At 72.7% G+C, this 18,639-nt stretch carries 16 protein-coding genes and 1 pseudogene; 8 read left to right on the plus strand and 9 right to left on the minus strand.

Annotated features, from left to right (window positions below; genetic code table 11):
- On the minus strand, window positions 1-1,078 hold a 1,078-nt coding region (locus tag ACFVWU_RS14740; protein WP_387619887.1), incomplete at its 3' end, for an ATP-binding cassette domain-containing protein.
- 147 nt (window positions 1,079-1,225) lie between these two features.
- The gene (locus tag ACFVWU_RS14745; protein WP_387619890.1) at window positions 1,226-2,443 is read right to left on the minus strand and encodes a trypsin-like serine peptidase; all 1,218 of its coding nucleotides are present in this window, start codon (window positions 2,441-2,443) and stop codon (window positions 1,226-1,228) included.
- 470 nt (window positions 2,444-2,913) lie between these two features.
- On the opposite strand from ACFVWU_RS14745, the gene ACFVWU_RS14750 reads away from it, so the two are divergent.
- The 3 genes from ACFVWU_RS14750 to ACFVWU_RS14760 all read left to right on the plus strand — a co-directional run bounded on the left by ACFVWU_RS14750 (window position 2,914) and on the right by ACFVWU_RS14760 (window position 5,301).
- Window positions 2,914-4,521, plus strand: coding sequence for an ABC-F family ATP-binding cassette domain-containing protein (locus ACFVWU_RS14750; protein ID WP_387619893.1), 1,608 nt, complete (start codon window positions 2,914-2,916; stop codon window positions 4,519-4,521).
- Window positions 4,522-4,649: 128 nt separating this feature from the next.
- Complete coding sequence (locus ACFVWU_RS14755; protein WP_387619896.1) at window positions 4,650-4,862, plus strand: hypothetical protein; 213 nt, start codon at window positions 4,650-4,652, stop codon at window positions 4,860-4,862.
- Between the two features lie 64 nt (window positions 4,863-4,926).
- Window positions 4,927-5,301 carry a toxin Doc gene (locus ACFVWU_RS14760; protein ID WP_387619898.1) on the plus strand — a complete coding sequence of 125 codons (375 nt, stop codon included), beginning with the start codon at window positions 4,927-4,929 and terminating at the stop codon, window positions 5,299-5,301.
- Window positions 5,302-5,337: 36 nt separating this feature from the next.
- On the opposite strand, the gene ACFVWU_RS14765 is transcribed toward ACFVWU_RS14760, so the two are convergent.
- The 5 genes from ACFVWU_RS14765 to ACFVWU_RS14785 form a co-directional block, all read right to left on the minus strand.
- On the minus strand, window positions 5,338-5,985 hold the full coding sequence (locus ACFVWU_RS14765) for a Pr6Pr family membrane protein (RefSeq protein WP_387619900.1): 648 nt from the start codon (window positions 5,983-5,985) through the stop codon (window positions 5,338-5,340).
- A 136-nt stretch (window positions 5,986-6,121) separates the two neighbouring features.
- The gene (locus tag ACFVWU_RS14770) at window positions 6,122-6,805 is read right to left on the minus strand and encodes a response regulator (protein WP_387619903.1); all 684 of its coding nucleotides are present in this window, start codon (window positions 6,803-6,805) and stop codon (window positions 6,122-6,124) included.
- Window positions 6,802-8,064, minus strand: a complete 1,263-nt coding sequence (locus tag ACFVWU_RS14775; protein WP_387619905.1) for a sensor histidine kinase — start codon at window positions 8,062-8,064, stop codon at window positions 6,802-6,804. The genes ACFVWU_RS14770 and ACFVWU_RS14775 overlap by 4 nt, the downstream gene beginning before the upstream one ends.
- A 40-nt stretch (window positions 8,065-8,104) precedes the next feature.
- Window positions 8,105-9,130, minus strand: coding sequence for a hypothetical protein (locus ACFVWU_RS14780; protein WP_387619908.1), 1,026 nt, complete (start codon window positions 9,128-9,130; stop codon window positions 8,105-8,107).
- 82 nt (window positions 9,131-9,212) lie between these two features.
- Window positions 9,213-9,767, minus strand: a complete 555-nt coding sequence (locus ACFVWU_RS14785; protein ID WP_387619910.1) for a GNAT family N-acetyltransferase — start codon at window positions 9,765-9,767, stop codon at window positions 9,213-9,215.
- 272 nt (window positions 9,768-10,039) lie between these two features.
- Between ACFVWU_RS14785 and ACFVWU_RS14790 the strand changes: the two genes are divergently transcribed.
- From ACFVWU_RS14790 to ACFVWU_RS14805, 4 genes are all read left to right on the plus strand, one after another.
- Complete coding sequence (locus ACFVWU_RS14790; protein ID WP_387619913.1) at window positions 10,040-11,224, plus strand: CaiB/BaiF CoA transferase family protein; 1,185 nt, start codon at window positions 10,040-10,042, stop codon at window positions 11,222-11,224.
- 2 nt (window positions 11,225-11,226) lie between these two features.
- A complete protein-coding gene (locus ACFVWU_RS14795) occupies window positions 11,227-12,369 on the plus strand; it encodes an acyl-CoA dehydrogenase family protein (protein ID WP_387619916.1) in 1,143 nt (380 codons plus the stop codon).
- 118 nt (window positions 12,370-12,487) lie between these two features.
- The gene (locus ACFVWU_RS14800) at window positions 12,488-13,702 is read left to right on the plus strand and encodes an acetyl-CoA C-acetyltransferase (RefSeq protein WP_387619919.1); all 1,215 of its coding nucleotides are present in this window, start codon (window positions 12,488-12,490) and stop codon (window positions 13,700-13,702) included.
- A gap of 37 nt (window positions 13,703-13,739) precedes the next feature.
- Complete coding sequence (locus tag ACFVWU_RS14805; protein WP_387619921.1) at window positions 13,740-15,947, plus strand: 3-hydroxyacyl-CoA dehydrogenase NAD-binding domain-containing protein; 2,208 nt, start codon at window positions 13,740-13,742, stop codon at window positions 15,945-15,947.
- 175 nt (window positions 15,948-16,122) lie between these two features.
- On the opposite strand, the pseudogene ACFVWU_RS14810 reads toward ACFVWU_RS14805, so the two are convergent.
- Window positions 16,123-16,866 (minus strand): annotated as a pseudogene (locus ACFVWU_RS14810) (MerR family transcriptional regulator); the annotation flags it as partial.
- A 166-nt stretch (window positions 16,867-17,032) separates the two neighbouring features.
- Here ACFVWU_RS14810 and ACFVWU_RS14815 point away from each other — a divergent pair.
- Window positions 17,033-17,272, plus strand: coding sequence for a hypothetical protein (locus ACFVWU_RS14815; protein ID WP_387619924.1), 240 nt, complete (start codon window positions 17,033-17,035; stop codon window positions 17,270-17,272).
- A 191-nt stretch (window positions 17,273-17,463) separates the two neighbouring features.
- On the opposite strand, the gene ACFVWU_RS14820 is transcribed toward ACFVWU_RS14815, so the two are convergent.
- A complete protein-coding gene (locus ACFVWU_RS14820) occupies window positions 17,464-18,549 on the minus strand; it encodes an isopenicillin N synthase family dioxygenase (protein ID WP_387619927.1) in 1,086 nt (361 codons plus the stop codon).
- Between the last annotated feature and the right edge of the window lie 90 nt (window positions 18,550-18,639).

An 18,639-nucleotide genomic window follows, 5' to 3' on the forward strand; every position in this document is an offset into this window, starting at 1 on the left:
GCCGGGCGACCGCCCCGCGCAGGGTGGCGACCACCGAGCCGGAGCGCGGCGCGGTGGCGATCTCCATCCGCAGCTCCCACTCCTTGCGCGGCTCCTCGACCACGTCCAGCCGCTCGATCATCCGCTGGGTCTGCCGGGCCTTGGAGGCCTGCTTCTCGGTGGACTCCGCGCGGGTGGCGCGGGCCTTCTTGTCGTTGTCGCCGCCCTTGCGGCGGGCGTTGCGGACGCCGTGCTCCATCCAGTTGCGCTGCATCTGCGCCCGGGCCTCCAGCGAGGACTTGGTGTCGGCGTACTCCTCGTACTCCTCGCGGGCGTGCCGGCGGGCCACCGCCCGCTCCTCCAGGTACGCCTCGTAGCCGCCGCCGTACAGGTTGACCTGCTGCTGGTGCAGGTCCAGCTCCAGCACCTTGGTGACGGTGCGGGCCAGGAACTCGCGGTCGTGGCTGATCAGCACGGTGCCGGCGCGCAGGCCCTTGACGAAGGACTCCAGCCGCTCCAGGCCGTCCAGGTCGAGGTCGTTGGTGGGCTCGTCCAGCAGGAACACGTCGTAGCGGGAGAGCAGCAGCGAGGCCAGGCCCGCGCGGGCGGCCTGACCGCCGGAGAGCGCCGTCATCGGCAGGTCGAGCGAGACCTTCAGCCCGAGCGAGTCGGCGACCTCCTCGGCCCGCTCCTCCAGGTCGGCGCCGCCGAGGTCCAGCCAGCGGTCCAGGCTCGCCGCGTACGCGTCGTCGGCGCCCTCCCGGCCCTCGACCAGGCCCTCGGTGGCCTCGTCCAGCGCGGCCTGCGCGGCCGCCACGCCGGTGCGCCGGGCCAGGAAGTCGCGCACCGACTCGCCCGGGCGCCGCTCCGGCTCCTGCGGCAGGTGGCCGATGTTGGCGCTCGCCGGGCTGAGCCGCAGTGAGCCGGCCTCGGGGGTGTCCAGGCCCGCCAGCAGGCGCAGCAGGGTCGACTTCCCGGCGCCGTTCACGCCGACCAGGCCGATCACGTCGCCGGGGGCGACGACCAGGTCCAGGCCGGAGAAGAGGGTGCGTTCGCCGTGGCCGGCGCTGAGGTCCTTGACTACGAGTGTGGCGCTCATGATGTCGCCGATTGTAGGAGGAGCGGGGTCGGCACCGGAAAAGCCCGTGACCGGGGAGCGGGCGGTGGGCCGGAAAGGCCCGGGGGCCGCGGCTGCTGGAACGCGGCCGCGGCCCCCGGGATCATGCGTGGATCACTTCTCAGCGGCTCACTTGGCCTTCTTGGAGAAGTAGTCGAACATGTGCGCCGCGACGTCCTCCAGGTACGGGCCGGCCTCGTAGGTGTTGGCGCCGTTGCCGATGGAGGTGTCGCTGACCAGGGCCGGCTTGCCGTCCTTGGTGGCGTACCAGCCGCCGCCGCTGCTGCCGCCGGTCATGTTGCAGCCGATCATCAGCATCGCCGGGCGGTCCGGGACGCCGGCCTTCGCGGCCGGCTTGCCGCCGTCGCAGTGCTCCAGCTCGACGCCGTCGAAGGGCTTGCCCTCCGGGAAGCCGTAGTTGGAGACGGCGGACAGCTGGTCACGCGGGGCGTTGAACCACAGCGGCACCGAGCCGCCGACGGTCTCCTCCAGCGACTTGCCGTTCGGGTCGGGGTTGGCGACCTTGATGATGCCGAAGTCGTACTGGCTCCAGGGGCCGCCCTTCTCCGGGTCGGCCTCCTGCGTCCACTGCGGCGAGACCATGCCGGCGGTGGCGCCCCACTCGCCGTACGGCTCGGCGTCCTCCAGCTTGGACTTCTGCGCGTTGCCGTTGCTCAGCACGCCGTTGCTGTTGAAGGCCGGGGCGAAGGTGATGTCGGTGTAGTACTTGTTGCCCTTGCCGCCGTGCAGGCAGTGGCTCGCGGTCCACACCAGGTTGCTCTTGCCGGGGTTGGCCGGGTCGGAGACGACGGTGCCGGAGCACACGTAGTCGTCGTTGCCGTCCTTGAAGAAGATCTTGCCGTTGACGTGCATGTTCTTCGGGAACGGGTGCGCCACGGGCTTCGCCGGGACCACGGCGGGCAGCTGGTCCGGCCCGGTCGGCGGCTGGGCGGCGGTCGGCTGGGCCGGGGCGGCGCTGGTCGGCGCCGCGGTCGGCTGGGCCGGCGCCTGCGTCGGGCTCTGGGCGGGCGCCTGCGGCAGCGGCTTGGGCTTGGCGTTCAGGAGCTTCTGCAGGGTCCAGTAGCCCTTGGCCGCCGGGGTGATGACGTTCGCCTGGGCCCACTTGTCCCAGTCCTCGAGCTTCCAGGTCTTCAGCTCTTCGAGCGTCGGAAGCTTGATCGGGGCCGCGCCCGGCTTGCCGGAGGCGCTGGCCGCGACGCTGGGAGCCGCGGTCTGGGCTCCGGCCGGGTCGCTGTTGTCCGGCCCGCAGCCGGTGGCGACCACCATGGTCAGCGCGGCGACGGAGGCGCCCAGGACGGCACGGCTCGACCGGGATATCGGTGACATGAGTTCAATTCCCCCTGTTGACTACCGCCATACGGCCCGTTCCGCGGGTGCGGCCCCGGGGCCGCAGGTATGGCAGGTGAGGAGTCTGCCATGCGGATAAGGAACTCCTTACATCCGCCCCCGGCCGGTACGGGGCTGTCACCGGATCGGCACCGGATCGGCACCCGTCCTCCGTCCGGGGCACGGAAACCGGGGCCCGGGTAAATCGGTTGCAGGCGTCCGTCGACCTCCCTACCGTGGAACACGTCATCAGCCAGACAAGGAGAAGGCCGTTGCTCTACTGAGGTCCCGGGACACCGCCCCGCCGCGCAGGCCCTGCTGCCGTAGCGCGGCGTGTGAGTGTGCGACCTCAGTCACGGCCCCGTGGCGCCTTGCCGCGCCCCCTGTCCTCAGGCCGTTCCGGTTCCGCACCCGCGGTGTCTCCCCGTGTTGCTCACCACCCCTTTCAGCAACCATCCGGGAGGCCCTACATGGCACAACCCACCACCGCCGTCCTCTGCACCGACCTCACGTTCGAGTGGCCCGACGGCAAGCCCGTCCTGGACGGCTTCCACCTCGCCGTCGGCCCCGGCCGCACCGGACTGATCGGGCTCAACGGCGCCGGCAAGTCCACCCTGCTACGACTGATCGCCGGCGAGCTCACCCCCACCGGCGGCACCGTCCGGATCGAGGGCGAACTCGGCTACCTGCCGCAGGGCTTGACGCTCGACACCGGGATGCGGGTCGACGAGGCGCTCGGCATCCGGGCCGCCCGCGAGGCCCTGCACGCCATCGAGTCCGGCGACACCGACCAGCGGCACTTCGACGCCGTCGGCGAGGACTGGGACGTCGAGGAGCGCGCCCGCGCCACCCTCGACCGGCTCGGCCTGGACCACCTCGGCCTCGACCGCACCACCGGTGAACTCTCCGGCGGCGAGGCGGTGTTGCTTCGGCTCGCCACCCTGCTGCTGCGCCGCCCGGACGTCCTGCTGCTCGACGAACCCACCAACAACCTCGACCGGGCCGCCCGCGAGCGGCTCTACGAGACGGTGGCCGGCTGGAACGGCGTCATGCTGATCGTCAGCCATGACCGCGAGCTGCTCCAGTACGTCGACCAGATCGCCGACCTCCGGGGCGGCGAAGTCACCTGGTACGGCGGCAACTTCGCGGAGTACGAGCGCACCCTCGCCGCCCAGCAGGAAACGGCCGAGCGACTGCTGCGCAACGCCGAGGCCGACGTCCAGCGCCAGAAGCGGGACTTGGTGGAGGCCCGCACCAAGCTGGAGCGCAGCGCCAGTTACGGCAAGAAGCGCTCGGTCACCCGCAACGACCCGCACATCTTCGCCGGGATGCTCAAGCGCAAGGGCCAGGAGACGGCCGGCCGGCTGACCGGCATGCACACCGAGCGACTGGAGGAGGCCAAACAGCGGCTCACCGCCGCCGAGGAGGCCGTGCGCGACGACGCCGAGATCCGGATCGACCTGCCGCGCACCGCGGTGCCGGCCGGGCGCACCGTGCTCACCCTGCAGAAGGTCAGGCTGCCCTACGGCGCCACCGCCGACCTCGACCTGCGCGGCCCCGAACGGATCGCACTGGTCGGGCGCAACGGCTCCGGCAAGACCACCCTGCTGCGCACCATCGCGGGCGAACTCGCCCCGCTGGAGGGCGAGATCACCACCCCGGTATCCTCGCGCTACCTGCCGCAGCGGCTCGACCTGCTGGACGGCGAACTGACCGTCGCGCAGAACGTCAAGCTGTTCGCCCCGGCCGCCGGGGACAACGCGATCCGTGCCCGGCTGGCCCGCTTCCTCTTCCGCGGCGCCAGGGCGGACCAGCTGGCCGCCACCCTGTCCGGCGGCGAGCGGTTCCGGGCGACGCTGGCCGCCCTGCTGCTGGCCGACCCGCCGCCGCAGCTCCTGCTGCTCGACGAGCCGACCAACAACCTGGACCTCGCCAGCGTCCGCCAGCTCACCCAGGCACTGGCCGCCTACCAGGGCGCGCTGATCGTGGTCAGCCACGACCTGCCGTTCCTGCGCGGTCTGGGGCTGACCAGGTGGCTGGAACTGGACGGCGAACTGAGGGGGGTGGATCCGATGTAGCGGGGTGTGGCGGGCGCCGGTGCGGCGGTCGGCGCTGCCCCGGCGCGGGCGCCGGTGCGGTGGCCGGTTCGGAGGGACCACCTCTTGACCTGCTCCCAACTTGCCTGCGCTGCAGTACCATCGGCGACATGCCTGCGCTCAACATCGAGTACACGGAGCACGAACTCGCCGCGATCCGCGAGGCCGCCGCCGCGGACGGCAAGAGTGTGAGGGCGTACGTCCACGACCTGAGCGTGCGGGAGCAGCAGCGCCGGGTGTTCGTGGACCACGCCGTGGCGTTCTGGAAGGCGCACCAGGCGGAGTTCGACGCCGCGTTCCCGGAGGACGCGCCCGCCGCGTGAGGGGCGGCGGCGCGGTGTCGGGACCTGGCTCGGTGAGGGTCGGAGCGCGGTGAGGGACGAGGGCGTGACACTCCTGCACGTCGACCTGCGCTGGCTGCTCGACGTGCAGGAGCTGGCCTCCCCGGAGGACCTCAGCGTGCGGGACTACTCGGCGCTGCAGGCCGCCGTGGCCCGGCACCGGGTGAACACCGCCCAACTCGGCCACGACGCCGACCCCGCCTGGTGCGCGGCCACCCTGATGCACACCATCGTGCTGCTGCGCCCGCTCCCGGTGCGCAACAACCTGTACGCCTGCATGACGACGGCCGCGTACATGCACGCGGCCGGAGAGGGGATCGACCCGCCGTACGGGGCGCTGGTCGAGCTGGCCCGCGACATCGCCGACGCCCGGGCGGACGTGTACGCGGCGGCCGACCGGATCCGCGTCTGGCGGATCTGAGGCCCTGGACGGGTCCGGGGCCGGCCGCCGCGGTTCTCACGCCCTCGCGGGCCTGAGCCTGGCCGCGACCAGGGTGCCCAGCCGGTCCAGCCCGACGACGAGTGCGGCGAGCACGACGAACTCGACGGTCAGCTGGGCGATCTGGCCCCAGACGTAGCCGTAGCCCTTGGTGGTCGGGTCGAAGAAGAAGTACGGGTACGGCGTCGGGAAGTCGGCGAACAGCGCGTTGCGGGCGAGCACGATCGCCGCGTAGCCGAGCGGGAAGGCCAGCCAGAGCGGGATGTCCTTCCAGGCCGCCGCGTTGCGGGGCTTCAGCAGCAGCCAGTCGACGAGCACCATCACCGGGGTCACGTAGTGCAGGAAGAAGGACGACCAGTGCGCCAGCCGGTCCGGACCGCCGACCAGCCCGGGCAGCGGACTGGCGCCGTGCTGGAGCAGGATGTGCGAGACCAGCCCGGTGATCAGGATGTACAGCGTGGCGGCGCCGCGCAGCCGGGGCGCGGGCGCGTCCACGGTGTCGCGCTCGACCATCCAGTACACCGCGCCGATGAAGTAGCCGAGCACGATCACGTTGCTCTGCACGGTGAAGTACACCAGCGACGCCGCCCCGAGGGACAGGCCGAGGCCCGCCGAGAGCACGATGCCCATGCGCCACCACAGCGCGGGGCTGGTCCGGACTGTCATGCGGCCACCAGTTCGTTCCAGGCGATACGGGAGGTATCGGACGGCTAAGAGGAATGCCGAACTCTACTTGCTGGTAGCGGGCGGACGGAACCTCCGTGCGCGCCGGTACGTGCCCGTACGAACGCCTCCCCGGGGCTCAGCCGGGCAGCACGAACCCCGACTCGTACGCCGCGATCACCGCCTGGGTGCGGTCCCGGGCGCCCAACTTGGCCAGCACGCTGCCGACGTGCGTCTTCACCGTCTCCTGGCTCACCACCAGCTGCCGGGCGATCTCGCCGTTGTTGAGCCCGGAGGCCATCAGCCGCAGCACCTGCCCCTCCCGCTCGGTCAGCCGCCCGATCGGTCCCCGGTCCGCGGCGGCGTCCCGGCGGCCGTCCGCGCCGTGGCGCAGCGCGAGTTCGCGTACGGCCGCCGGGAACAGCAGCGAGTCCCCGCGCGCGACCAGCCGCACCGCCTGGACCATCTCCTCCGCCCGCGCCCGCTTCAGCAGGAACCCGGCCGCGCCCGCACGCAGCGCGTCGTACACGTGGTCGTCGTGCTCGAAGGTGGTGACCACCAGGATCCTCGGCGGCTCGGCCATCCCGCCGACCAGCTGCTCGGTGGCCCGGATCCCGTTGATGCCGGGCATCCGGACGTCCATCAGCACCACGTCCGGGCGCAGCTCGCGCACCAGCGGGACGACCTCGGCGCCGTCGGAGGCCTCGCCGACCACGGTGAGGTCCGGTTCGGCGTCGATCACCACCCGCAGGCCCATCCGGACCAGCCGTTCGTCGTCCGCGATCACCACGCGGATGGTCCCGGTAGCGGTGTTCTCGTTCACGGTGTCCCTCCCACCGGCAGCCAGACGGCCAGCCGCCACGTCGTTCCGTCCTCGCTCGGCCCCGCCGTGCTTCCGCCGCGCAGGGCCGTGGCGCGTTCCCCGATCCCGCGCAGTCCGCGCCCGCCGCCGGGGCGGCTGGGGCGGGCGGGGCCGAGCGGGTTGGTCAGTTCGATCTCCAGTCGGCGCGTGCCGAGCGCGACCCTCAGTCCGGCCGGGGCGGGCCCGGCGTGCCGCAGCACATTGGTCAGGCCCTCCTGCACGATCCGGTACGCCTCGCGGGAGACCTCGGCGGGCAGCGCGGTCAGGCCCGGGTCCAGTTCGGCGTCCACCGTCACGCCGGTGCGGGCGAGTTGGCGCAGCAGGTCGTCGAGCTCGGCGAGCGTGGGCCCGGCCGGTCCGGCGGTGGCCTCCTCCTCGCGCAGCAGCCCGAGCACGGTGTCCAGTTCGGCGACGGCCCCCCGCGCGGTCTCCTCGATCGCCCGCAACGCCTCGGCGGCGAAGTCCGGGTCGGTGCGCAGCACCCGGGCCGCCGCCGAGGCCTGGATGCCGACCGCGCTGAGCGCGTGCCCGACCGAGTCGTGCAGCTCGCGGGCCAGCCGGTTGCGCTGGGCGAGCACGGTGGCCCGCCGCTCGGCGGCGGCCAGCCGCTCCTCCGGAGTCGGCCCGAGCAGGGCGGGCGCCCACCGGGCGAGCAGCGCGCCGCAGGCGGCGCTGGTGCCGACGACGAGCAGCAGGACGGCCAGACCCAGCGCCGGGCCGGTGAGCATCCAGCCGGGGAAACGGTTCTCCCAGTACCGGCCTAGGTCCTGGGATCCGCCGAGGCTCATCACCAGCACGATCGAGAACGGCACCCCGGCGAGCGTCATCCCGGCGACCACCCCGCCGCAGAACAGGTGCAGCACGAACCAGACCGCGGTGCGCCACCTCGCCCCCCACGACCGAGCCGGCCCGGTGGCCAGCTCCTCCGGCCGCTCCACCACGCACAGCGCCCGCGCGGCCGCGCCCTCCAGTCCCCTGACGGTCGGCACCAGCGCGGTGACGGCGGCCATCGGCAGCGAGGTGAACAGCGCGAGCAGTTGCAGCAGAACCTGCCACAGGTGCTGCTGCTCGGGGTCGAGCGCCCCGAGCGCCACCACCGACAGCAGCCAGTACGGCATCAGCAGCGCGCCGCCCAGCACCAGATGCACCCAGCGCAGCCGGGCCCGCCGCCCGAACAACGCCTCCACCGCCGACCGCAGTCGACCGCCCCCCGTGTTCACTCGGGTGACTCTACGTCAGCGGGTGCCCGGCGGGTCGGCGTCACCTGGTCGCCGGTTCGCTCGACGGCGCCGGCTCCTCGTCCGCCGCCCGTTCGCCCGGTGGCGCCGACTCCTTGACGGCGGCCCGTTCGCACAGGGCCATCGCGCCCACGGCCAGCACCAACACCGCGGCCACCACCTGTCCGGCCTGCACCAGGGGCATCAGCCCGGGCACCGCCGTCCGCAGCTCGGTCACCCTGGTCGTCGTCACGCCGAAGGCCACCAACTGCCAGCTGCCCCAGCCGAACAGCGATCCGGCCGCCGTCCAGGCCACCAGCAGCGGACCGCGCAACCGCCCGCCCGGCCGGACCCGGAACACCAGCACCAGCAGCGCCGCGGGCGCGGCCACCGCCATCACCGCGGCCACCGCGTCCATCACCGCCACGCCCCGGGGGTGCTCCTCCGCCATCGCGATCGGCATCCCGGCCGTGCCGCCCGCCGCCCAGTACACCCGGGCCGCCGCGACGCCGAGGCCGAGCAGCGTCGCGACGCAGCCGAGACTGCGTTGCGCGGCCAGGGTGGGGGAGCGCGGTAGGTCGCCGATCCGCGCCCGCAGGAGGTCGGCCCAGCGCTCACGGGCGTACAGCGTGAAAGCGGTGATCAGCGCCAACCCCTGCACGGTGAACCCGCCGTACACGACGAGGAACACCCAGTCGGTGATGCCGGTGTCGGCGCTCTGCCCGCTGCTGCGCTCCGGCCCCAGCACCAGGACGCTCGACAGGTACAGCGGCAGCGCGACCAGGATGGTGCCGAGCAGCCCGGTCGCCACCCACATCGGGAACGCCACCAGCCCGGCCGGCACCCGCCGCCCCCACGGCCGTACGAACGCCAGCGCCAGGGCCACGGCGATGGCGTCCATTCCGAAGGTCAGCAGGTTCAGCAGCCATAGCCGGTCCAGCTGCCCGGGATCGTCCGATCCCACCGGACACCCGGTCAGCCACAGCACCTTGAGCGTCAGGTACGGCACCGTCGCCGCCACCGCGGTCCAGGCCGCTCCGGCCCGTACCGCGTCCTCATCGATCTTCATGCCCCCACGGTCGCCCCGCGCCCCGGGCCGCCGCCTCCGCCCGGCGTCCGATCCCCCTCCCCCCGGCGGGGGATCTTCGGGCTCACGCCATTCGGTGGATCAGCCGTTCCTCGTGGTCGACCCGCCCGTCCGGGTCCGCCACCAGCCCGAGCCGCTCCGCGAGTCGCCGCGAGGGCAGGTTGTCCGCGCGGATCAGCGCGATCACCGGAATCCCCGGGAACCGCGGCAGCGCCTCCGCCATCGCCGCCCGCGCCGCCTCCGCGGCGTATCCCTTGCCCCACGCGGAGGGCCGGAACCGGTAGTACAGGTTGAACACCTGCTCGCCGTCCAGTGTGTGCAGATACAGCCCGGCGAACCCGATGATCACCCCCGGCTCCTCCCGCGTCGCCACCGCGCAGTACCCCACCCCGTCCCGCGGCCAGTCCGCCACGAACCCGTCCAGCATCTCCTGCGCCTGCGCGATGTCCCGCTGCGGCCCATGCGGGTTGTACCGGTTGGTCTCCGGATCCCCGTGGATGGCGAACATCGCCTCCACGTCGTCCTCCTGCGGCCGCGTCAGCACCAGCCGCTCGGAGACGGCGACGATCGTGCGGGCGGTGGTGGTCCGGGCAGTGGTGGTCCGGTCAATAGTGGTCATGGCACTTCCCCGCGGTGTCCGTAATAGATAGGTGGCACCATAGGCCATTACATTGACGCGCGTCCCCCATTTCTCCCGGCCGCGGGATCGGCTCGCGCGTCCGCGCCCTCCGTGGTGCCGGTTGCGCGGGGAGTTGCCGGGTTCGTCGAGGGTTCACCATGGGGGAGCCGGCGATGCGGGGCGGGGGAGGAGGGCTTGTTACCGGCCGGTCGCTTCCCTATCATCGCGAGTGTTACAGCTTTACTGTCAAACCCTGAAGGGGTCTGCGGCCAGTGCGTGACACAGGCAGTCCAGCGGGCGGCGTCGGCGGTCCGGGGCCGTTGGCGGGTGTGCGGGTGGTGGAGCTCGCGGGGATCGGACCGGGGCCGTTCGCGGCGATGCTGTTGGGGGATCTCGGGGCGGACGTGGTGCGGGTGGACCGGCCGGATCCCTCGCCGCTCGGGACGGATCCGGCGTACGACCTGACCAACCGGAACAAGCGGTCGGTGCTGATCGACCTCAAGTCGCCCGAGGGGCCCGGGCGGGTGCTGGAGCTGGTGGAGCGGGCGGATCTGCTGATCGAGGGCTACCGGCCGGGTGTCGCGGAGCGGCTCGGGGTCGGGCCGGAGGCGTGTCTGGCGCGCAATCCGGCGCTGGTGTACGGGCGGATGACCGGGTGGGGGCAACAGGGGCCGCGGGCCGCGACCGCCGGGCACGACCTCGGGTACTCGGCGGTGGCCGGGGTGCTCGGGATGGTCGCGGCGCAGGGAGGAGCGGGCGAGGCGCCGGGGATCGCGGCCAACCTGCTCGGGGACTACGCGGGCGGCTCGCTCTATCTGGTCGTCGGCCTGCTCGCCGGGCTGCACCACGCCCGGGCGACCGGTGCCGGCCAGGTGGTCGACGCCGCGATCGTGGACGGCGCGGCGCACCTGGGCAGCATGCTGTGGGGCCTGCTCGCGGCCGGGCACTGGCAGGACCGCCGGGGCGTGAACCTGCTGGACGGCGGTGCGCCGTTCTACGCGATCTACCGGGCGGCCGACGGCGGACACCTCGCGGTGGGCGCGCTGGAGCCCCGGTTCTACGCCGAGTTCGCCCGGCTGCTGGAGCTGGGCCCGGACGCGCCCGGACAGTACGACCTCGCCCGCTGGCCCGAACTGCGCACCCGGATCGCCGCCCGCTTCGCCACCCGGACCAGGGCCGAGTGGGAGGCCGTCTTCACCGGCTCGGACGCCTGCGTGGAACCTGTGCTGACCATGCGTCAGGCAGCTGCGGACGGACACCTGACGGCGCGCGGTACGTACGTCGAGGCGGACGGCGTCACCCAGCCCGCCCCCGCCCCACGCTTCTCCGTCACCCCCGGCGCGCTGCGCCGCCCGCCGGCCCGGCCGGGCGCGGACACCGCAGAGGTCGCCCGGGACTGGGGCGTGCCGTCCCTCGACCCGTCGGCCGTCAACTCCGAAGCGGAACAAGGAGCGTAGCGTTGCAGCGCGAGATCTTCACCGAGCAGCACGAGGACTTCCGGGCCACCGTGAAGGCCTTCCTCGCCAAGGAGGTGCTGCCGCACTACGACCGCTGGGAGAAGGCGGGCATCGTCGACCGCTCCGTCTGGCTCGCGGCCGGACGCCAGGGCCTGCTCGGCCTGGCCGTCCCCGAGGAGTACGGCGGCGGCGGCACCCCGGACTTCCGCTACGCCGCCGTGCTGGCCGAGGAGTTCACCCGGGCCGGTGTGTCCGGGCTGGCGATCGGCCTGCACAACGACATCATCGGCCCGTACCTCACCTCGCTCGCCACCGAGGAGCAGAAGCGCCGCTGGCTGCCCGGCTTCTGCACCGGCGAGCTGATCACCGCGATCGCGATGACCGAGCCGGGCACCGGCTCCGACCTGCAGGGCATCCGCACCCACGCGGTCGACCAGGGCGACCACTACCTGCTCAACGGCGCCAAGACCTTCATCTCCAACGGCATCCTCGCCGACCTGGTGATCGTGGTCGCCCGCACCACCCCCGAGGGTGGTTCGCACGGCCTGAGCCTGCTGGCCGTCGAGCGCGGCATGCCCGGTTTCGAGCGCGGCCGCAACCTCGACAAGATCGGCCAGAAGGCCCAGGACACCGCCGAGTTGTTCTTCGAGGACGTCCGGGTGCCGAAGGAGAACCTGGTCGGCGAGCTCAACGGCGGCTTCATCCACCTGATGCAGAACCTCGCCCAGGAGCGACTCACCATCGCCGCCGCGGCGATCGCCGGCGCCGAGTACCTGGTCGAGATCACCACCGACTACGTCAAGCAGCGCGAGGCCTTCGGCCGTCCGCTGGCCAAGCTCCAGCACGTGCGCTTCGAGATCGCCGAACTGGCCACCGAGTGCGCGATCACCCGGACCTTCGTCGACCGCTGCATCACCGAGCACAACCGCTACGCGCTCACCCCGGCCGATGCCTCGATGGCCAAGTGGTGGGCCACCGAACTGCAGAAGCGAACCGCCGACCGCTGCCTCCAGCTCCACGGCGGATACGGCTACATGAGCGAGTTCCCGGTCGCCCGGGCGTTCACCGACGGCCGCATCCAGACCATCTACGGCGGCACCACCGAGATCATGAAGGAGATCGTCGGCCGCTCCATCCTCGGCTGAGCCCCCTCAGGAACCACCGGAACCCCCGGAACCCCCGGAACCCTCGGGAACCCTCCGGAGTCCTCGGGAACCCTCGGAACCCTCAGGAACCCCCCCTGCCCCGAAAGGCATTTCCATCGTGACCACCGAAGCGTACGTCTACGACGCGATCCGCACCCCGCGCGGCCGCGGCAAGGCCAACGGCTCGCTGCACGGCACCAAGCCGATCGACCTGGTCGTCGGCCTGATCCGTGAACTGCGGAGCCGCTACCCGGAGTTGGACCCGGCTGCGATCGACGACATCGTGCTCGGCGTGGTCAGCCCGATCGGCGACCAGGGCTCCGACATCGCCCGGATCGCCGCCATCGCGGCCGGCCTGCCCGACACGGTGGCCGGCGTCCAGGAGAACCGCTTCTGTGCCTCCGGCCTGGAAGCCGTCAACCTGGCCGCCGCCAAGGTCCGTTCGGGCTGGGAGGACCTGATCCTGGCCGGCGGCGTGGAGTCGATGTCCCGGGTCAAGATGGCCTCCGACGGCGGCGCCTGGTTCGCCGACCCGATGACCGCGTACGACACCAACTTCGCCCCGCAGGGCATCGGCGCCGACCTCATCGCCACCATCGAGGGCTTCTCCCGCACCGACGTGGACGCCTTCGCCGCCGAGTCCCAGGCCCGCGCCGCCAAGGCCCAGGCGGACGGCCTGTTCGACCGCTCGGTGGTTCCGGTGCGCGACCGCAACGGCCTGGTCGTGCTGGAGCGCGACGAGTTCATCCGCCCCGGCACCACCGTCGAGACCCTGGCCGGCCTCAAGCCCTCCTTCGCACAGATCGGCGAGGCCGGCGGCTTCGACGCCGTCGCGCTGCAGAAGTACCACTGGGTGGAGGCCATCGACCACGTCCACCACGCGGGCAACTCCTCCGGCATCGTGGACGGCGCCGCGCTCGTCGCGATCGGCAACCGTGAGGTCGGCGAGCGGTACGGGCTGCGCCCGCGCGCCCGGATCGTCTCCGCCGCCGTCTCCGGCTCCGAGCCCACCATCATGCTCACCGGCCCGGCCCCGGCCACCCGCAAGGCGCTCGCCAAGGCCGGCCTCACCGCCGCCGACATCGACCTGGTCGAGATCAACGAGGCCTTCGCGGCGGTCGCGCTCCGCTTCATCCGCGAACTCGGCTTCCGCCACGACCAGGTGAACGTCAACGGCGGCGCGATCGCCCTCGGCCACCCGCTCGGCGCCACCGGCGCGATGCTGCTCGGCACCGTGATCGACGAGCTGGAGCGGCGCGACCTGCGCTACGGCCTGATCACCCTCTGCGTGGGCGGCGGCATGGGCATCGCCACCGTCGTCGAGCGCGTCTGACCCCCTCCCCAGCAGACCGGTAGACCTGGAGAACTTGATGAGCGACACCACCACCATCCGCTGGGAGCAGGACCAGGACGGCGTGGTCACCCTCGTCCTCGACGACCCCACCCAGTCCGTCAACACCATGAACGAGGCCTTCACCGCCGACTTCGAGGCCGTGGTCGGGCGGCTGGCCGGGCTCGGGGACGCCCTGCGCGGCGTAGTGATCACCTCCGGCAAGAAGACCTTCTTCGCCGGGGGAGACCTGCGGATGCTCTCCGCCGCCCAGCCCGGGGACGCCGAGGCCGTCTTCGAGAAGTCCATGCGGATCAAGCGCTCGCTGCGCACCCTGGAGACCCTCGGTAAGCCCGTCGTCGCCGCTGTCAACGGCAGCGCGCTCGGCGGCGGCCTGGAGATCGCCCTCGCCTGCCACCACCGGATCGCGTTGGACACCCCGGCCAGCCGGATCGGCCTGCCCGAGGTCACCCTCGGCCTGCTGCCGGGCGGCGGCGGAGTGGTCCGTACGGTACGGCTGTTCGGCATCACCGACGCCCTGCTGAAGTTCCTGCTGCAGGGCCGCCAGTACCGCCCGGCTCAGGCGCTGGAGCACGGCCTGGTACACGAACTGGTCGACACCCCCGAGGAGTTGGCCGCCCGCGCGAAGGCCTGGATCGAGGCCAACCCGACGGCGGTCCAGCCCTGGGACGTCAAGGGCTACAAGATCCCCGGCGGCACCCCGGCCACCCCCGCCTTCGCCGCCAACCTGCCCGCCTTCCCGGCCAACCTGCGCAAGCAGCTGAACGGCGCGCCCTACCCGGCGCCGCGCAACGTGCTGGCCGCCGCGGTGGAGAGCAGCCAGGTCGACGTCGACACCGCGATGGTGATCGAGGCCCGCTACTTCACCGAGCTGGCCTGCGGGCAGACCAGCAAGAACATGATCCAGGCGCTGTTCTTCGACATGCAGGCGGTCAACTCCGGTGCCGGGCGCCCCAAGGAGTTCGAGAAGCGGCTGGTCCGCAAGGTCGCGGTACTCGGGGCCGGGATGATGGGCGCCGGCATCGCCTACGCCTGTGCCAAGGCGGGCATCGAGGTCGTGCTCAAGGACGTGAGTCTGGAGGCCGCCGAGCGCGGAAAGGCCTACTCCGAGGGGCTGCTGAACAAGGCCGTCGCCCGCGGCCGCTCCACCGAGGCCAAGCGCGACGCCCTGCTCGCCCGGATCACCCCCACCGCCGACGCCGCCGACCTGGCCGGCTGTGACGCGGTGATCGAGGCCGTCTTCGAGAACACCGAGCTCAAGCACAAGGTGTTCCAGGAGATCGAGGGCTTCGTCGCTCCCGACGCGCTGCTCTGCTCCAACACCTCCACCCTGCCGATCGGCCTGCTCGCGGAGGGCGTCCAGCGTACCGGCGACTTCATCGGCCTGCACTTCTTCTCGCCGGTCGACAAGATGCGGCTGGTCGAGATCATCCGTGGCCCGCAGACCGGGGACGAGGCGCTCGCCCGCGCCTTCGACCTGGTCCGGCAGATCGACAAGACCCCGATCGTGGTCAACGACTCCCGCGGCTTCTTCACCTCGCGGGTGATCGGCCAGTTCCTCAACGAGGGCGTCGCCATGGTCGGCGAGGGCATCCACCCGTCCAGCATCGAGCAGGCCGCCGCCCAGGCCGGCTACCCCGCCAAGGTGCTCTCCCTGATGGACGAGCTGACCCTCACCCTGCCGCGCAAGATCCGCGACGAGCACCGGCGCTCGGTGGAGGCCGCCGGCGGCACCTGGACGCCGCACCCGGCGGACGCGGTGGTGGACCGGATGGTCGACGAGTTCGGCCGCCCAGGGCGCAGTGGCGGTGCGGGCTTCTACGAGTACGGCGAGGACGGCAAGCGCGGGCGGCTCTGGCCGGGGCTGCGGGAGCACTTCGCGCGTCCTGGCAGCGGCGCGGCCGACGGCGTCGACGATGTTGACCGGGTCGAGGTCCCGTTCGAGGACCTCAAGGAGCGGATGCTGTTCAGCGAGGCGCTGGACTCGGTGCGCTGCCTGGAGGAGGGTGTGCTGACCTCGGTCGCCGACGCCAACGTGGGCTCGATCCTGGGTATCGGCTTCCCGGCCTGGACGGGCGGCGTGTTCCAGTACATCAACGGCTACCAGGGCGGCCCGGCCGGCTTCGCGGCCCGCGCCCGCGAACTCGCCGCCGCGTACGGCGAGCGGTTCGCGCCCCCGGCGCTGCTGGAGCGGATCGCGGCGGAGGGGCGGACCTTCACGGACTGATCCGGTCCCCGGTTCAGGCGGATCCGAGTTCGGGTGAGGTCGTGTCCCGCACGGCCTCACCCGAGTCGCCGTCCAGCTTCTCCTTCGGGTCCCCGTTCGGCTTCCCGTTCGGGGCCTCGTCGGGGTCCCTGTCCGGGGCCTCGTCGGGGTACCCGTTCGGGTCCTCGGTCGGATTCCCGCTGGGCTCCCCGGCGAGTTCCTCGCCCAGCTCCTCCCGCAGCGACCGCTGGAACGCCGTGACCAGCGCCTGCGCCACCATCGGCTGGATGTGGTCGGTCAGTGCCTTCATCCGGGCCAGTTCGTCCGGGGCCGGCTCGCTCTCCCGGTACGGCTTCCACACCGTCTCCCGGAACAGCCGCTGCAACTCCCGGGCCGTCGCCCGGCTGTGCTCCAGCACCACGGCCCGCGCGGCCAGCAGCGTCTCCAGGGGGATCGGCACGTCCAGGATCCGTACCCCCAGCGGCAGCAGACCCGGATCCACCCGGAACACCTCCGGATCCGCCGTCCGCTCCAGCGCGCCCATCGCGACCAGCCGCTCCACTTGTTGCTCGGACAGCCCCCGCCCGGCCCGCCGCTCCAGCTGTGCCCGGGTGGCCTCCTCCGGGGTCTCCGGCGTCCAGGACGCCACCAGTGCACGGTGGATCGCCAGATCCAGCGGCGTACTGTCCTCCGGCAGCCGCGCCAGGTACCGCTCGATCGCCGCCAGCGTCAGCCCCTGCCGCTGCAACTCCTCGATCAGCCCCAACCGGTCCAGGTGCGCCGCCCCGTACAACCCCACCCGGCGCGGCCCCAACTCCGGTGGCGGCAGCAACCCCTTCGTTCCGTAGAACCGCACCGTCCGCACCGTCACCCCGGCCCGCGCCGCCAACTCGTCCACCGTCAGCCGCACCTCCCCCACAACGGCGCCGTGCTCCCCCATCTGCTGCCTCCCGCGCTGGCACACTCCTGCTGTGACACCAGCAGTGTGACAGTGGCCGCTCCGCGGGTCCACCGCTTGCCGGACTGCCGGGGTGTTGGGGTGTTGGGGTGTTGGGCCGTCGGGCTGTCGCTGCGGGGAGGGGAGGGCGCTACGTGCGACGGACGCCGTGCGTGCCAACCGTCGGGAGGCGATGGGCGCGATGGGACTGGCTCGGGGTTCGGTGATGTGGCGGCAGGTCGCGGGTCGCTGGGTCGGTGAGCGCCGGGCGGCGCTGTCGGATCCGTCGTCGGTCCGGGTGCTGGCGCGGGCCGCGAGCCTGCTGGTGTCGTACTGCTCGGCGGGTGCGGCAACCGAGGTCGAGCCGCGGGCGGCTCTGGGCCGGCGCGATGGCGGCCCGCTCTGCTGAGCCGACCGGTCGGATTCCTTCGCCGCTGTCCCGCGCCGGTGCCGCGACCCCTTCGGGGCCCGCGCCACCGGCGTGCCGAGGCAGCCGCATCGGTGCCGGGGTGGCACGGCGACGCCCCCGCCACCGCCGGGACCGGGTTGCTGTGCCGGGTCCGATCGGTGGCAGGGGCGTCGACGAGGGTTCGTCCGGCGTCAGTGGGCGGCGGGGGCGGCCGGTGCGGCCAGGGCGGCGGGTTCGGCCAGGGTGGCGTGGTGGCGGCGGGTGACTTCGGGGTGGGCTCGGGTGTAGCCCTTCCATTCGTTGAGGCCGAAGTCGGCGAAGAGGGGGTTCTCGGGGTCTTCGGTGGCGCCGGGGGCGTGGTGGGCGAGCGGGAAGTCGAGCGGCTCGATGTGGGCGTCGAGGCGGGGGTTGTAGAAGAAGGGCACGGAGAAGCGCTCGCGGGCGCCGGGCGGGCTGACCACACGGTGGCTGGTGGCCTTGAGGTAGCCGTCCGTGGCCACTTCCAGGAGTTCGCCGAGGTTGACGACGAAGGCGCCGTCGAGCGGGGGGACGTCCAGGAAGGTGCCGTCCGGGCGCTCGACCTGGAGGCCGCCGACGGTGTCCTGGAGCAGCAGCGTGATGAAGCCGTAGTCCTTGTGGGCGCCGACGCCCTGGCCGGCGCCGTTCGGGGCGGTGCCGGGGTAGCGGACCAGCTTGAGGCGCAGGTGGGGGTGGCCCGCGAAGGCCTCGTCGTAGAAGTCGGGGCGGGCGCCGATCGCGGCGAGGAGTTCGTGCAGCAGTCGACGGGCGATGTCGCCGAGGTGGTCGATCCAGCCGAGGGCGGCGGTGCGCAGCCCGGGGAGGGCGGCCGGCCACTGGTTGGGGCCCTCCAGCCACCAGTACGGGGGCTCGCCGGTGCCGGGGACGTGCGGGGGCAGCTCGGCGCCGATGTCCAGCTGGTCGCGCCAGTCCTGGCTGCCGCCGGTGCGCTCGTCGCCGGTGCGGGTGTAGCCCCGGTAGTGCGGGGAGTTGAGGTTGCTCACGGCGAGCCGGTCGGCGTCGGGGAGGGCGAAGAAGGCGCGCATGGCGGCGGTGAGCGCGGCCGTCTCCGCCGGGGTGACGCCGTGGCCGACGAGCTGGAAGAAGCCGACGCCGGTGGCCGCGGTGCGCAGCCCGTCGTGCAGGCGACGGCGGTCCTCCGGGCTTCCGTCGGCGAGCGAGAGATCGATCACTGGGAGGGCGTCGGGGAGCGCCTCGGTGGAGCCGGTTCCGGGTATGGGCGTGTGCTGCTGCGTCATGTGTGACATCCGCTAGGTCTCGTCCCGGTCGGTCCCGGTGGTCGACCGGGAGCTGGCCGGAGCTGCGCCTGGTGCGGCGGGTGCTCCGGG

The organism is Kitasatospora sp. NPDC058190 (assembly GCF_042883685.1).
Classification (GTDB): Bacteria; Actinomycetota; Actinomycetes; order Streptomycetales; family Streptomycetaceae; genus Kitasatospora.

Bases quoted from the DNA above. Each gene is read 5' to 3' on its own strand.
- ACFVWU_RS14745 (WP_387619890.1), bottom strand. From the start codon at position 2,443: ATGTCACCGATATCCCGGTCGAGCCGTGCCGTCCTGGGCGCCTCCGTC.
- ACFVWU_RS14750 (WP_387619893.1), top strand. From the start codon at position 2,914: ATGGCACAACCCACCACCGCCGTCCTCTGCACCGACCTCACGTTCGAG.
- ACFVWU_RS14755 (WP_387619896.1), top strand. From the start codon at position 4,650: ATGCCTGCGCTCAACATCGAGTACACGGAGCACGAACTCGCCGCGATC.
- ACFVWU_RS14765 (WP_387619900.1), bottom strand. From the start codon at position 5,985: ATGACAGTCCGGACCAGCCCCGCGCTGTGGTGGCGCATGGGCATCGTG.
- ACFVWU_RS14780 (WP_387619908.1), bottom strand. From the start codon at position 9,130: ATGAAGATCGATGAGGACGCGGTACGGGCCGGAGCGGCCTGGACCGCG.
- ACFVWU_RS14785 (WP_387619910.1), bottom strand. From the start codon at position 9,767: ATGACCACTATTGACCGGACCACCACTGCCCGGACCACCACCGCCCGC.
- ACFVWU_RS14805 (WP_387619921.1), top strand. From the start codon at position 13,740: ATGAGCGACACCACCACCATCCGCTGGGAGCAGGACCAGGACGGCGTG.
- ACFVWU_RS14820 (WP_387619927.1), bottom strand. From the start codon at position 18,549: ATGACGCAGCAGCACACGCCCATACCCGGAACCGGCTCCACCGAGGCG.